Source organism: Stenotrophomonas sp. YJH_SMC_12-1, assembly GCF_059370935.1.
Genome location: NZ_JCAFUD010000004.1, coordinates 149,448 through 163,217, shown reverse-complemented (window position 1 = coordinate 163,217; position 13,770 = coordinate 149,448). Strand labels below are relative to the sequence as shown.

The window sequence follows — 13,770 nt, the reverse complement described above, 5'->3', positions numbered from 1 at the left end:
GGCGCCGAAAATCGACACCATCTGCCTTCAGGGGCGCATCATCCGATAGCGGATGCGGTACAGGTCCAACCCTGCACCGTTCGCGCGCCGCGCCGAATAGGTCAAGGTGTCGGGTTGCGAGCCATCCAGCATCGCGCCGTAGCTGTCGCCGGAGGCCTCGTTCAAGGGGGAGGGCAATGCAAGGCCCGCGTCATAACGGTCTCCACGCGCGTAGGCAATGAACTGGCGTACCGGTGCACTGCCGAAGTCCAGGGCGCGGGCAAACACCAGCGTCCGGCCGTCGCCCAGGAAGGTGGCATCGAACTCCTGCGCTGCGGTATTGAGGTCTCCCGGCAGCGGCCGTGCCGGCTGCGCCATGCCACGGACCATCGCTGCGACGTAGAGGTCATGGCCACCCGCACCGCCTGCGCGATCGCTGGAGAACAGCAGCGTGGCTGCGTCGGGCGAGAGCATCGGCGCGAATTCATCGGCCGCGCTGTTCACTGCCGGGCCGAGATTGACCGGCTCCCCGAATCGACCGTCGCTCCCCATGCTGACCCGGTACAGATCGTCGCCGCCCTGGCCGCCTGCGCGATCCGAACAGAAATACACCACGCGGCCATCGGCGGAAAAGGCGGGATCGAAGTCGCGCCCCGGCGAGTTGAACGGCACCGGCATCGCCGGCCGCCAGCGCTGACCATCGTTGCGGGAGACCCAGATGTCATACCCGCCCGGACCGCCGGGCCGGTTGCGGCTGAACCACAGTGCGGTTCTACCGTCCGGGCTCAAGGTCAGTCGAATCTCGTCGTATTGCGTGGATGCAACGCCCGGGGCGAAGCGCTCGGCGGGGCCGACGATCCGCAGCACCCGTGATGGAGACGCGGGAGGCGACGCAGCAACCAGCAGCATCACGGCCAGCAGCGCCTTCATGCCTGTCGCTCGAAGTCGCTGACCCAGTTGGTTTCCCAGCTGCGCCCGCCATCGGTCGATGCCGCCTGTTCCCAACGCGCCGAGCGCGGGGTAATGCGTGACCAGATCACCCGCGTCTGGATTGATCGGCCGTTGTGCTGGTCTTCGCCGAAGAAGCGGCCGACACCGGCCTGGAAACCACCGCGCAGTGGCGCGCCGATCCGGGTTGGCTCCCGGCCATCCAGCCACCAGCTCAGCCAGTGCCGCTCCGCCGCATTCCAGGCGCGGATGCCCATGCCGCGCAGCGGCGCTCCAGGCATGTGCATCAGGTTGTCACCCACGTTGCCGAATCCTCCCAGGACCGGCCAGTTGTGCAGGGTGCCGTTGAACGCGTCCCATGCATTGCTGCCTGCCAGCCGAGCGCGCAGGCGACGATGGCGCACGTTCCAATGGCTCACCAGGAAATCAAAATCGCTTGGTGCATCCGGCAGCTTCGGAAGCGGAGAGGGGACCGCAGCAGTGCGGCGGAACCAGTTGCGCCAGTTCACTTCCCAGTGCGCACCGGCATCGTCGGAGAACGCCTGTTCCCACCACGGCTCCTCGCCGTGGATGTCATGCCAACGGAACCAGACCTCGATGGGGCGCCCGTCGATCCGGTCGGTGCCGCGGAAGCTGCCGGCATCGCCCTTGAAAGCGCCGCGCACAGGGGCTTCGATATGGGCAGGGTTGCGGCCATCGATCCACCAGATCGACCAGGTGGAAGACACCGGATCGAATGCGCGCACGCCCAGGCCCCTGTAGGCGCCCGAAGGCAGCGCCATGACGTTGTCATCGATGGTGCCGAGTCCGCCCAGGGTGAGCCAGACCGCGCTGGAACCCGTGAAGGACTCCCAACGGGTATCGCCGATCAGGCGCTCCTTCAGGCGTCGGTGCCGGACCTGCCAGTTGCCCTGCAACCATTGCCAGTCTTCGCTGTGGCTGGGCAGGGCCCACCCGGAGGGCAGCGCCGTAGATGCCGCCGCGGCGGCCAGGGTGGCCAGGAACTGCCGTCGATCCATGTGCGTGATCCCCTGTCGAAGGTGCCTCCATCGTTGCGCGTACCAGGGGGATTGACCACGCAGATATCGGGGCTCAGGCTAAGTCACACTTATGGTCACCCAACGCCAGCTGCCATCGCTTGCCGCCATCCGTGCCTTCGAGGCGGCGGCGCGGCTGGGCAGCTTCGCGCGCGCCGCCGAAGAGCTTGACACCAGTGCGGCGTCGGTGAGCTACCACGTGCGGCGGCTGGAGGTCCAGACCGGGATCTGCCTGTTCCTGCGCCACGCACAGCACGTGGAACTGACGGTGGCGGGTGCCAGCGTCGCCCAGGAGGCGACCCGGGCATTCGATGCACTGCGCGCCAGCTTCATGCGCGCCGCTGACAGGGATGCGGCGCGACTGCGCCTGTCCGTGCTGCCGACGCTGGGCACCAGTTGGCTGACGCCGCGGCTGGGCACGTTCCGCGCCCGCCACCGGCAGTTCGTGCTGGAACTGGACCTGTCGGCAGCGCCGCAGGATCTGGCCGCCGGTCACTTCGATGCCGCCATCCGCAATGGCCAGGGCGAATGGCCGGGTCTTCAGGCAACTCCCTTGTTTCCCAGCGTGTTCACACCGTTGTGTGCGCCGGCGCTGCTGCACGAGGCGCGTGGGCTGGGCAGCAGTGCGCTGGAGATTCCCCTGCTCGGGCGGCCGGACTGGTGGGCCCTGTGGTTTGCCGCGCACGGGCACATTCCACCGCCGGCACCGGAGAGTTTCGTCGCGCCCTTTGCCGTCGAGCATCTGGATGTCGGCGCCGCGATCGCCGGGCAAGGCATCGCCATTGGTTCGCCGATCCTTTTCCAGGCCGAGCTGGACAGCGGGCGGCTGGTGCAGGCGCATCCGGGTGTCGCCAGCGACGGTCGCAGCTTCTGGTTCGTGGCACCCACGGCGCGAAATGGCAGTGCCAAGGTCATTGCATTGCGTGACTGGCTGGTCGAGCAGGCCGCTGAGACGCGGCACGCGGCACGCCACTACCTGGCCCAGGCGGTGGTGCCATGAACCAGAGCCCCGAACTGCTGCGGCGCCTGCTGCGTGCCAAGGACCGGATGGACCGCGCCAGCCATGAGGAATGGCCGGTCGCGCGCCTGGCCGAGGTCAGTGCGGTGTCGCCGGCGCACTTCGCCCGTTCGTTCAAGCAGGCCTTCGGGCTGCCACCGCACCGCTATCTCCTCAGCCGGCGCATCGAACGGGCCGTGGCGATGTTGCGTGACACCGAGTTGCCGGTCACCGAAATCGCCGCGCAGACCGGGTGGAGCAGCCTGGGTACCTTCGGCCGCATCTTCCGTGACATCACCGGTGACAGCCCGGGCAATGTGCGTGAGCGTGAGCGTGCGGGCCAGGCGGCGTCGGCCAGCGTGCCGGAATGCCATGCACGCGCCGCGCAGCGCCCGGACCTGAAGATCGCAGTTTTGGAGAAGCGCCGCCGCGAGGCGGTTGCTAACGTGGACCCCACCTGAGGGAGGTCCCATGACGAACACTGTGAACACAGTCGGCCTGTATGTGCGCGACCAGGATGAGGCGCTGGCGTTCTACGTCGGCAAGCTCGGCTTCGAAGTGCATACCGACGTACGCAATGGCAGCTACCGATGGCTGACGGTACGCAGCCCGGGCCAGGACGGTTTCCAGCTGGGCCTGTTCGTGCCAGGCCCGCCCACCCACGACGCCGCTACCGCGCTTTCGCTGCAGCAGCTGGTGGCCAAGGGCGCAATGCCGCCGCTGGTGCTGGCCGTGGATGACTGCCAGGCGCGCTACACGCAATGGCTGGCACAGGGCGTGGAATTCACCCAGGAGCCGATCGAGCGCTATGGCGCCGTCGACGCCGGATTCCGTGACCCATCAGGCAATGGCTGGAAGATGATCGAAGCCCGTTCCGAAGCGAGGCGCCGGCAATGAGCCGCGGTGGCTGGGCACGGCCCGTGCATCGTTGGACCTCGATCGTGTTCACCCTGGCGGTGATCGCCAACTTCGCCGTTCGCGGGCTGGGGCAGGGCGAACCTGCAGCGTGGATCACCTATTCGCCGCTGCCGCCGCTGTTTCTGCAACTGTTCACCGGCCTGTACCTGTTCGCGCTGCACTACGCCGGAAAGCGCCGCAGCGCCGCACTGGGCACCGCGGGCTGAGCAGAGTCAGGCGACGGCGTCCACCGCGTGGGCGGCAAGCAGGCCCGGCAGCTGGTCCATGCGCTGGAAAATCACCTTTGCACCGACTGCGCGCAGGGCTTCAGGTGTACTGTGGTGCGGGCCACCCTCACTGAAGCCGAACACGGTGGCGCCTGCGGCAACGCCGGCAGTGGCGCCGGTGACGGTGTCCTCGATCACTGCACAGCGCGTCGGGTCGACGCCCAGCGCTGCAGCTGCAGCCAGGTACACGTCCGGGTGCGGCTTCGTGCGCGGCATGTCCTGGCCACTGAACACATGGGCACCGAAGGCATCAAGGATGCCGACCTTGCCCAGCTGCAGCTTCACCTTGTGCAGGTCGGCACCGGAAGCGCAGGCGATCCGCCCGCCGGTGGCTGCAGCGATCGCACGCACGGCCTCGGGTGCCCCCTGGATCGCTTCAAGGTCACGTTCCAGTGCCCGGTTGCGCTGATGGCGGAACTCCTCCAGCCATTCCTCGGTGAACGGCTTGCCGGTGCGCTCTGCGATCAGCCTTGCCAGATGGGCCACGGACTGGCCGAGGAAGACTTCACCCGCCTGCGCCGGGGTCAGCGGCCAGCCGCGTGCGGTCAGCATTTCCGAGAGAACGCGGGCGACCAGCGGCTCGGAATCGACGAGTACGCCGTCGCAGTCGAACAGCACGGCATCGAAGGGGAAACGGGACATCTACAGCTCCAGGGGGCAATGCGGTGGTGCAATTGCCCGCCATTTTCCCACAGCCATCCCTGTGTGGCACCCGGACTGGGTGCCACCCATTCCCGGCCAGCCGGTCAGCCCAGGTCACAGCCCGCCGGCTGCGGCCAGGTGCTGGCCGGCAGCATGTTCTTCAACGAGGCCGGTGCGTTGATCGCCACGTAGCTCGCACCCAGCAGCTCCTCCAGATCGGCGATGGTCACCAGATAGCTGTCGAGGCTGCCCAGATTGGCTTCGTTGGGAATGATCCAGCTGATCGCCTTGGCGGTGCCGGTGGTCGGGTCACGGGTGATGATGGTCTTCCAGAAGAACTCCGGCGTCGGGATGCCGTGGCTGGAAAGGAAGTAGTCGTTGGAGGCGTCGCCGTAGACCACGCCACCATAGACATCCACCGGCGCGATGTCGCGGTAGCACTCGGCCACGTTCTCGGCCTTCACCCAGATGCCCTGGTTGAAGCTGGACACCTGCGGAACGATGTTGGTCATGTAGTTGGCGCGGCGGATGTAGGTCGCGTTGTAGTCCATGTGGTTGGACGTCACCAGATGGCCGCGGTCATAGCCAGACTTGATGCTGGCGTAGGAAGCGGTGCTGGTCTGGCCGAGGCAGCCTGCCGGCAGGTCCGGATCCTTGTAGAAGCTGGACGGGCGCGCGGCCGACCCGGTGTCTGCGGTCAGGGTGTATTCGTAGCGGGTGGCGCTGTGGATGCTGCAGTCGTAGGTGAGCACGAAGCCGCCCTTGTTGAGGGTGACGACCTGGGCCTGGGCAGCGCCGGCGAAGGCACTGAGGACGAACGCGAAGAAGAAGGTTGCAAGGCGCATTGCGGTTCTCCAGCAGAAGTTCAGGGCGCAGCCGTCCGCCACAACCAGGCCGAGGCGAAGTCATGGGAGGGCGTTGCGGGGACGGGTGCTACGGATTGCGGTGGGACGTGGCCGCTATGACAGGCCGGTGGAGGCCTTGCGGTGTCGTAAGCGTCACAAGCTGTCGTCTTTCGGTCAACGATGAAAAGACGAAGCTGTGACAGCGCGCAAGCACTGGAGATGTGTCAGATCAGGCGGCGCGTGGGTGACACGCGCGAGTGCTAGGGCATGGCGGTGCCTGTCGCCGCCAGGCTCAGGGCTGTGCCCGCAACACGTAGTCGCCGCGGCGCGCTCCTGGTACCAGCGACCATCCGGGGGCCAGGCTCAGCGCCCATCCGTGACCCTGCAGGGGCAGTTTGCCCGAGGCAGGCGCCTGCACGAACACGGCCTTCCAGTCATTCTGCAGCAACGCTCCATCGGTGACCGTCAATGTTCCCCATACGTCGCTCAGCTGCATCGTGTGATACACCGTGCCGATGCCAGGTAGCGGCTGCATGTTGCTGGGGTCGAACTGGATGCGCATGCTGCGAAGATCCAGCCGCAGTACCGGCCCGGTCACGAAGCGGGCCTGGTTGCGTTCAAGCTGTGCAAGGCGCTGCTGTTCGCGCTGCACTTCCGTTTCGCGCAGCGCAGGCCCGTCATAGCGTGCTGCCGTGGTCAACAGTGCAGCTTCGCCGGTGAGTGGAGTGCTGTGCATGCGCTCTGCCAGAAGTGAACCGAGATCGCGGGCGGGATGGCCAAGATTGCGATGCCAACCGGGCGCAACCTGGTCCAGCAGCAGGCCATAGGCCGGACCGGTGGCATAGGCGAAAGAGCGGACGAAGCTGAGATCAGCAACGTGCGCGCGAAGGTCATGCAGCGCCGCCTGGGTACGTGTGGAGCGCGTTGGGTTGCCCACGAACACGCCGGTGTACTCGGCCAGGCCCTCGTTCAATTCCAGCGCCGCTTCTTCCTGCGCTGCCGCAGGGAACTGGCGATGGCGTTCGGCGCGGAATGCAAGCGCATCCATCATCGCAGTGTGCTGCGCCACTGCATCGGTGGCCGCAAGCGCATCCGCCAGTGCGCGCCATTCCAGTTGCAGCCAGTAGCGTCCTTCAAGCGTGTCGAGGTGTTCGTTTCCGCCCTCGGTCGGCGCGATGATGGGCAACGCCGGTTGCAGGCGATGGAACATTTCGTGAGCCAGCAGGGTACTGCGCCGGGACGCGTCCTGCGGCAATGGCCAAAGCAGCTGCGTCCAGCGTGTGCCGGACCAGTCCACGGCGGTATTGGCGACGATCGCATCGGCCGGAAGCTGGCCTGCGAACACGTTACCGCTTGCCTTCAGCGCCCCCTGTACGTCTGCGTGCGAGGCGATGACCTGACGGCTCCCTGGATCAACCAGCATCATCGGCCCGCACAGGGAGTGCCCCCACAGTCGGCCCCGGTCTCCGTTGCAGAGTTGTTCTGCGTGCAGGAAGACCTCCCGGGCCGCCGCGTCGGAGAGCTCCCGTTCGTTGGCCATCACGGTTGGTTGCGCACATAGCGCCAGTACAGCAAGCAGCAGGAAGCGTGACCCCATGACGTCCATTCATCCTTGAGACCGAGCTCTAATAGCATCGATCCCACGGGCCGGCAACGCAGCAAACGTCATGCTGCGTCGCAAGGTGCCACCCACCATTCGCACTGGTACGGTCCAACCCGTTGCACCACCACCGACGGGGAGAGACCACGATGCGCAAGGTAGTGCTGCTGTTGATCCTGCTGACCGGGCTGGCGCCCACCGCCTGGGCGGCCACGGTCAAGACCACCCATCGCACCATTCCCAGCTGGGATGGAACGCCTCTCGGGGCCTTCGTCATCGAACCGCAGGACGCGGGCAGCGGACGGTATCCGCTGCTGGTGATGCCCAGCAGCTGGGCGGTGCCCAGCGTGGAGTACGTGGGCGTGGCGCAGTCGTTGGCCCGGCGCGGCTATGTGGTCATCAGCTACAGCTCGCGTGGCTTCTGGGAATCCGGCGGCAGCATCGACATCGCCGGGCCGGCCACGGTGGAGGATGTCAGTGCACTGATTGACTGGGCGCTGGACAACACCCGCACCGACCCGTCACGAATCGGCGTATCGGGCATCTCCTATGGGGCCGGCACCAGCCTGCTGGCGGCCGCACGCGATCCGCGCATCAAGGCAGTGGCTGCACTGAGTGGATGGGCCGACCTGCAGGCCTCGCTGTACAGCAACGACACCCCCAGCGCACAGGGCATCGCGCTGTTGGTTGCCGCAGGCCTGGCCACCGGTCGCCCGGGACCGGAGCTGTCCACCATCAATCGCAATGTGCTGGTCGGCAACTACCAGGGCGCGGTGGACTCGCTGTTGCCGGTGGCGGCGCAGCGCAGCCCCGGGGCCAGCATCGATGAGATCAACGCCAACCAGCCAGCGGTGTTCCTGGCCAACGCCTTCAACGACAGCCTGTTCCCGCCGGGCCAGCTGGTCGATTTCTTCAACCGCCTGAAGGGCCCCAAGCAGCTGCAGTTGCGCCATGGCGATCACGCGCTCAACGAAGCCTTTGGCGCACTGGGTGTTCCCAACGAGGTCTACGATTCGGTGGGCGACTGGTTCGACCATTACCTGAAGGGGGTGGCCAATGGCATCGACCGGCAGCCTGCGGTGCAGCTGAAGTCGCAGAAGGGCAGCTGGAGCCACTATCCGGATTGGCAGGCTACGCGGACGGGCGCGGTGAGCTACGGGCTGACCGCGCCGAGCGGGCTGTTGCAGCCCACCGGTGGACTGGTGGCGAACGGTGGCGGCGCCGGCTGGAGCTACCGAATCGGCAGCGGCCTGCTTACGGCCGCAAACTCGGGCGTGGTGATGGCGTCCGGCGCGCTGCAGATGATCAACCTGCCACCGGGCGCCTATGTGCCGTTCGTCGGGCGCAACGCCGCGGGCGTCTGGCAAGGGCCGATCTACTGGAGTGCACGCCGTCTGGATGGCGCGCCGGAAGTGCGGATGACGGTCACGCCAAGCCGCGCCGACACCACGTTGTACGCGTATCTCTATGCCGAGGACGTGCTGGGCAATGGCCAGCTGATCAGCCACAAGCCCTATACGCTGCGGGGCGCCACGCCGGGGCAGGCGAAGACCATCGACCTGCGGCTGGAGGCCAGCAGCTGGGACGTGCCGGCCGGCAGTCGCCTGACTCTGGTGATGGACACCGTGGACCTGCGCTACGCAGGCATCAGCCAGTTGGGTGGCACGGTGACCTTCAGTTCACCGGCGAACGCGCCTTCGATGCTGAAGCTGCCGCTGCATTGACGGACGGCCGCGCCCGTTGCGGCGGGCGCGCTTCGCCAGGCTGGAAAACTGCGAGACTGGCGTTTGTTCCGGCAAAGGGATGAATCCATGATCATTGCAGGGCTGCTGCTCGGTGCGGTGCTTGCGGCGCCCACCGCGCAAGGCGCGCCGAGCGACTGGTCGGACACGCTGTTGAAGGATCTGGACGCTGCCGACGCTGCCATGCGCGGCAGCCATCCGGGCGCCGTGGATCTGCGGAATCCGGGTTTCGTTCCGCAGCTGGAGGCCGCCTCGGCGCTTGCCCGCTCGCGCGCGGCCAATGTCGACAGCTTCGCAGGCTACTGGTGGGCGATGAAGGGTTACGCGGCCTCCTTCAATGACGGCCACGTCAGCCTCAACGCGCTTGCCGGCGCTCCCGATCTTCCGACGCAGTGGCCGGGGTTCCTGACCGGTTTCGACGGTGATGCGCAGGTGGTCATGACCGTGGACGGTGGTCCGGGCCATCCGCCGCTGGGGGCTCGATTGCTGTCCTGTGACGGCATCGATGCGCAGACACTGGCTGCGCGCCGGGTGGGTGACTTCAGCGGGCGCTGGAACCTGCAGGCCAGCCGCATCCAGGGTGGTGGTGAAGTGCTGCTGGAGCAGGGCAATCCGTTCGTGCCCACGCTGCGCAGCTGCGTTTTCCTGGTGGACGGACGCGAGAAATCCTATGCACTGCAGTGGCAGCCGCTGCAGGCCGCACAGCGCAAGGAGCGCCTGGCCGATACCCGTCGCAGCTTCCGCCCGGCCAATGGTTGGCACACGATGCCAGGCGGTGGCTACTGGATCACCACCAGCAGCTTCAATGCCGACCCTACGGAGCAGAACTTCAAGGAACTGACCGCGCTGCTCGAGCAGCTTGCTCCAAAAGCCGCAGCACTGCAGCAGGCACCGTCGGTCGTGCTGGATGTGCGTGGCAACAGTGGCGGTGCTTCGCAATGGAGCATCGAACTGGCGCGATTGATCTGGGGCCGTGCCGCCGTGGACGCGCTGTCCGATCCCAGCTGGGTGGAGTGGCGGACCTCCGAGGCCAACATCGCCCAGTTGCGCGGCTTCCTGCAGAAGCTGGTGCAGGCGCCCGACGCGTCGCCAGAGCTGCGTCGCATGCTGGAATCGGTGACGACGGGCATGGCACGGGCACGCGGCCGGGGTGAGGCAGTGTGGCGCGAGCCATCCGAGGCCAGGGCAGATACAGCTGCAACCGCAGGCCCGGCCGCTCCGCTGCGCAGGGGCAGGGTGGTGATCGTGGCCGATGCCTCCTGCGGCTCGGCCTGCCTCGATGCACTGGATCTGTGGAAACGGCTGGGCGCGGTGCAGGTGGGCGTCGAGACTTCGGCCGACAGCCTCTACATGGATGTCAGGCCGGAGCGGCTGCCAAGCGGGCTGGCCAGGATTTCGGTGCCGATGAAGGTTTTCCGGGGGCGGGTGCGTGGTTCGAATGAACCGCATGTGCCGGATCGTCGCTATGACGGCGACATGCGGGGCACACGCGCACTGGAAGCGTGGCTGCTGGCGTTGTGACGACGCGCCTGCCCATGACGCGGGATTCCCACGTGCTGTTGCCGGACGCAACGCTGGGTCAGCGCAGGTCCGGTGGATTCATCGAAGCGTCGCGGACACAGGGATCACCGGCGTCCGGTGTCAGGCGCGCCTCGATGTCCGGTGGAAACCGCGGAATCCTGCTGGTCTGCATCACCACCCAGCGCATGATCGTGTGCAGGTAGCTGAGTGGCAGCATCGTGAGCCACATGAAACCCGGGAGCTGCGCGTCTTCGGCGAAGATGCGCTCCTTGCCGGACGCGAAGCTCTCGCGCTTGCCGTCCAGCGGCATGCAGCAGTGCACCGCGTCCACGACGGCTGCCGGTCCTTCTTCCATGTAGCGCCGCAGGAACTCCCAGTGGGCATGTGCGTTCTCGATGCGAGAGGTCGCGATGGAGAACGCGAACGTCTCCCGTACTGTGACGCCATCCGCGTCCAGGATCAGTCCGCGGACATCCCAGTTGTACCATCCGAAGGTTCCCGTTCCGCGGCCAAGCGTGAAATAGACCCGGTCCCAGGGCACGCTGAGGGTGGTGCCATCCAGCCGGAACACGTGTATCTGCCGGTGCTTGCGATCGAGCGCGATCGGATAGTAGGTCCAGCGGAACAGCTCGAGGCAAGCCACCCAGATGCTCGCTGCAGTGAAGGCGGCCAGCATCGCCATGCCGATGAATATCGCCTCCCACAGGCCATTTTCGTTGGGTAGCCTGTTCACGATCAGCAACCAGAGCAGCATCAGCATGCCGCCCAGCCCGAAGGCAATGCCGATCGCGCCCAGCAGGGCTGCAAAGCCACGCGCGGCGAACCAGCGATCCACCGAAACCAGGCCGTTCGAATTCATCTTCACCACGCACAGCTGCGCCAACGGCACGACATCCAGCCGCTGCTTCTGCAGCAGGCGGTGCTCGCGATCAAACGCATTCAGTGGGCGGTTGTTGGGAAACTTGCGCGTGTATCCGGTGTAATCCATGGGCGATCCCTGCGCGATTCCAGCGCCCGTTGGATTCTAGCGGGATTCTCCCGGGGGGGATCAGCGACGAACGTCGAACGGGTGGCTCTCCATCAGTGCCCGGACTTCAGCTTCGCGGGCAGGGCTGAAGTCGCCGGGAATGGCGTGCTTCAACGCGCCTGCGGCCAGTCCGAAGCGCACGGTGTGTTCTGCGCCGAGCCCGGACAGCAATCCGTGCAGGATGCCGGCGGCAAAGGCATCGCCGCCGCCGATGCGATCAACGATGCCGGGCAGCGGCCTCGGAGCAGCCTGCGCGCGGGTTCCATCGCGTCCCAGCAGCAGCGCACCGAGCACGTGATGGTCGGCGCTGATCACCTCGCGCTGGGTGCAGGACAGCCACCGCAGGTGCGGGAACGCGGCAAAGGCAGCGGCCGCAGCGGCCTCGGTTCGCGCGACCGCATCGTCCTGCGCGAAGTGCAGCCCCAGCATCAGTTCGATGTCTCGATGATCGGCAAAGACAATGTCGGCCTCGGCGAACAGCTCACGCAGGATCGCCGCTGCGTCGCCATCCCAGCGTCGCCACAGTGAGGGACGGTAATTGCCGTCGAAGGACACCTGCACACCGGCCGCGCGAGCCGCACGCACGGCACCCAGCACCGACTCGGCCACGTTGGCGCCCAGCGCCGGGCTGACGCCCGAGACATGCAGCAGGTGCGCGCCGGACAGCACGGCGGGCCACGCATGATCCTCGGCGCTGCTGTTTGCGAATGCAGAACCGGCCCGGTCATACACCACTTCACTGGCGCGCTGCACCGCACCGGTCGCCAGGAAGTACAGGCCCATGCGGTCACCCTCCACTTCACGCACGGCGGCCACGCCCACGCCATGCCGCCGCAGCTCGGCCACGGCATGCCGGCCCAGCGCGTTACCGGGTACCGTGCTGACCATCTGCACATCGTGGCCCAGGCTGGCCAGCGAGACCGCCACATTGGCCTCGGCGCCTCCCACATGGACCTGCAGCTGCGGCGTCTGCAGCAGTAGTTCACGACCGGGTGCGCCCAGGCGCAGCAGCAACTCACCGAAACAAACGACGCGGCTCATCGGTTCTCTCTCACTCGGGGGTGGTGCAGCCCAGCATGCGCAGATCGATGGCATCGGCCATGCGCCGGTAGCCTTCGTCGTTGGGATGCAGATGGTCGCGGGTGATCTCGTTGGGCAACGATTCGGCTGCCTTCGGGTCACGCAGCGCGGCATCGAAATCGATGATGCCGTCGAAGCCGCTGTTGCCGCCGCGTGCCCACTGATTGATCGTGGTGCGGGTGGCGGCGGACACGGGCTCGTAGCGCTCGGAACCGCCGAACGGGGTCAACGTACCCAGCCAGGCGCGGATGCCGTGCGCATGCAGCCGCGCCGCAACCTGTTGATAGCCCAGCAGCATGTCCGCCGCATTGCGTCCAGGCAGCGGCTGCGCGCCACCGCCGTGGCGGATGTCGTTGATGCCTTCGAACAGGATCACCTGATCGGCGTCGGCCACCGCGATCACATCGCGATCCAATCGTGACAGCGCACTGTGGCTGCGGCCGTGGTCAAGCAGCTTGTTGCCGCTGATGCCCTGGTTAAGTACCACGAACCGGTTCGGGCAGGCCTGCTGCAGGCGCTGCGCAAACCGCTCCGGCCACTGGTTGAAGGTGCCGCGGCGTGCGGTGGCGCCTTCCGTGATGGAATCGCCCAGCGCCACGATTACCTGGGGACGATCATCACGCTGCACCATCACTGCCGAGAACACGTTCTGCTGGTAGCTCAGCCGCACGCTGTCGGCGACGGCTGTCTGCCTGCCATCTGCGACCCGCAGCTCGGTGCGGCGCACGGCGGGGCGGGTGGGCTGCGGGAAATAGGCACTCACGCTGATCTCCTGCAGCGCCGCCACCGGCATCCGCACCGGGTCGCTCAGCAGCGCGGCTCCGACCGGCACCTCGATGACCGCGCGGCCATCCACCGTTACCGGCAGCGGTGCGGCCTTGCCGTTCTTCACTCCCACACGCAGGTCCTCGACCCGCAAGGGCGCCGTGCCGAGCTCGTTGCTGATGCGCAGCCGCAGCGCATCGCCACGGCTGCCGATACGCATGTCCTGGCGCACGGTCTGTGCGGCGAACTGTACCGGCGCATCGGACGTTCCGTCCTTGCGGTCGGGCGCGGGCGCGGCCGTCCAGGCAGTGACCCACACGGGTGCGGCCCACACAGCGGGCGCCGTCATGGCGGAGCAGAGCGTCAATGAAAACAGAAGTGTCCAGCGCTGCATGGGCAGGAG

General features: G+C 66.9%; 14 protein-coding genes. 6 read left to right on the top strand and 8 right to left on the bottom strand.

Annotated features, from left to right (window positions below; genetic code table 11):
* Nucleotides 1-27: 27 nt before the first annotated feature.
* Complete coding sequence (locus AC5P8Y_RS09125) at nt 28-909, bottom strand: TolB family protein (RefSeq protein WP_049433512.1); 882 nt, start codon at nt 907-909, stop codon at nt 28-30.
* Nucleotides 906-1,946 carry a hypothetical protein gene (locus AC5P8Y_RS09120; RefSeq protein WP_495201937.1) on the bottom strand — a complete coding sequence of 347 codons (1,041 nt, stop codon included), beginning with the start codon at nt 1,944-1,946 and terminating at the stop codon, nt 906-908. The genes AC5P8Y_RS09125 and AC5P8Y_RS09120 overlap by 4 nt, the downstream gene beginning before the upstream one ends.
* Nucleotides 1,947-2,037: 91 nt before the next feature.
* Between AC5P8Y_RS09120 and AC5P8Y_RS09115 the strand changes: the two genes are divergently transcribed.
* Genes AC5P8Y_RS09115 through AC5P8Y_RS09100 form a run of 4 tightly spaced genes read left to right on the top strand, consistent with a single transcriptional unit; the run spans nt 2,038 to nt 4,085 of the window.
* Nucleotides 2,038-2,964 (top strand): LysR substrate-binding domain-containing protein, encoded by a 927-nt coding sequence (locus AC5P8Y_RS09115; RefSeq protein ID WP_033834255.1) that lies wholly within the window; start codon nt 2,038-2,040, stop codon nt 2,962-2,964.
* The gene (locus AC5P8Y_RS09110) at nt 2,961-3,422 is read left to right on the top strand and encodes a helix-turn-helix domain-containing protein (RefSeq protein WP_005409769.1); all 462 of its coding nucleotides are present in this window, start codon (nt 2,961-2,963) and stop codon (nt 3,420-3,422) included. Before AC5P8Y_RS09115 ends, AC5P8Y_RS09110 begins: the two co-directional genes overlap by 4 nt.
* Before the next feature lie 10 nt (nt 3,423-3,432).
* Complete coding sequence (locus tag AC5P8Y_RS09105) at nt 3,433-3,858, top strand: VOC family protein (RefSeq protein ID WP_049450762.1); 426 nt, start codon at nt 3,433-3,435, stop codon at nt 3,856-3,858.
* Nucleotides 3,855-4,085 (top strand): hypothetical protein, encoded by a 231-nt coding sequence (locus tag AC5P8Y_RS09100; protein ID WP_033834252.1) that lies wholly within the window; start codon nt 3,855-3,857, stop codon nt 4,083-4,085. Before AC5P8Y_RS09105 ends, AC5P8Y_RS09100 begins: the two co-directional genes overlap by 4 nt.
* Nucleotides 4,086-4,091: 6 nt before the next feature.
* Here AC5P8Y_RS09100 and AC5P8Y_RS09095 read toward each other — a convergent pair whose 3' ends face one another.
* The 3 genes from AC5P8Y_RS09095 to AC5P8Y_RS09085 all read right to left on the bottom strand — a co-directional run bounded on the left by AC5P8Y_RS09095 (nt 4,092) and on the right by AC5P8Y_RS09085 (nt 7,058).
* Nucleotides 4,092-4,787 (bottom strand): HAD family hydrolase, encoded by a 696-nt coding sequence (locus AC5P8Y_RS09095; RefSeq protein WP_111187977.1) that lies wholly within the window; start codon nt 4,785-4,787, stop codon nt 4,092-4,094.
* A gap of 104 nt (nt 4,788-4,891) precedes the next feature.
* Nucleotides 4,892-5,632, bottom strand: coding sequence for a DNA/RNA non-specific endonuclease (locus AC5P8Y_RS09090; protein WP_049403746.1), 741 nt, complete (start codon nt 5,630-5,632; stop codon nt 4,892-4,894).
* 292 nt (nt 5,633-5,924) lie between these two features.
* A complete protein-coding gene (locus AC5P8Y_RS09085; protein WP_239507114.1) occupies nt 5,925-7,058 on the bottom strand; it encodes a hypothetical protein in 1,134 nt (377 codons plus the stop codon).
* A 323-nt stretch (nt 7,059-7,381) separates the two neighbouring features.
* Between AC5P8Y_RS09085 and AC5P8Y_RS09080 the strand changes: the two genes are divergently transcribed.
* Together AC5P8Y_RS09080 and AC5P8Y_RS09075 are read left to right on the top strand one after the other, a co-directional pair.
* Nucleotides 7,382-8,956 carry a S15 peptidase family protein gene (locus tag AC5P8Y_RS09080; protein WP_049403744.1) on the top strand — a complete coding sequence of 525 codons (1,575 nt, stop codon included), beginning with the start codon at nt 7,382-7,384 and terminating at the stop codon, nt 8,954-8,956.
* A gap of 87 nt (nt 8,957-9,043) precedes the next feature.
* Nucleotides 9,044-10,495, top strand: a complete 1,452-nt coding sequence (locus tag AC5P8Y_RS09075) for a S41 family peptidase (protein ID WP_111187979.1) — start codon at nt 9,044-9,046, stop codon at nt 10,493-10,495.
* Between the two features lie 58 nt (nt 10,496-10,553).
* Here AC5P8Y_RS09075 and AC5P8Y_RS09070 read toward each other — a convergent pair whose 3' ends face one another.
* From AC5P8Y_RS09070 to AC5P8Y_RS09060, 3 genes are read right to left on the bottom strand one after another with little or no spacing between them, the layout of a single operon-like run.
* On the bottom strand, nt 10,554-11,483 hold the full coding sequence (locus AC5P8Y_RS09070) for a DUF6708 domain-containing protein (protein WP_111187980.1): 930 nt from the start codon (nt 11,481-11,483) through the stop codon (nt 10,554-10,556).
* Between the two features lie 60 nt (nt 11,484-11,543).
* Nucleotides 11,544-12,563: a sugar kinase gene (locus AC5P8Y_RS09065; protein WP_111187981.1), complete on the bottom strand. Its 1,020-nt coding sequence runs from the start codon at nt 12,561-12,563 to the stop codon at nt 11,544-11,546.
* A gap of 10 nt (nt 12,564-12,573) precedes the next feature.
* Nucleotides 12,574-13,761 carry a GDSL-type esterase/lipase family protein gene (locus AC5P8Y_RS09060; RefSeq protein ID WP_049403740.1) on the bottom strand — a complete coding sequence of 396 codons (1,188 nt, stop codon included), beginning with the start codon at nt 13,759-13,761 and terminating at the stop codon, nt 12,574-12,576.
* Nucleotides 13,762-13,770 lie beyond the last annotated feature (9 nt).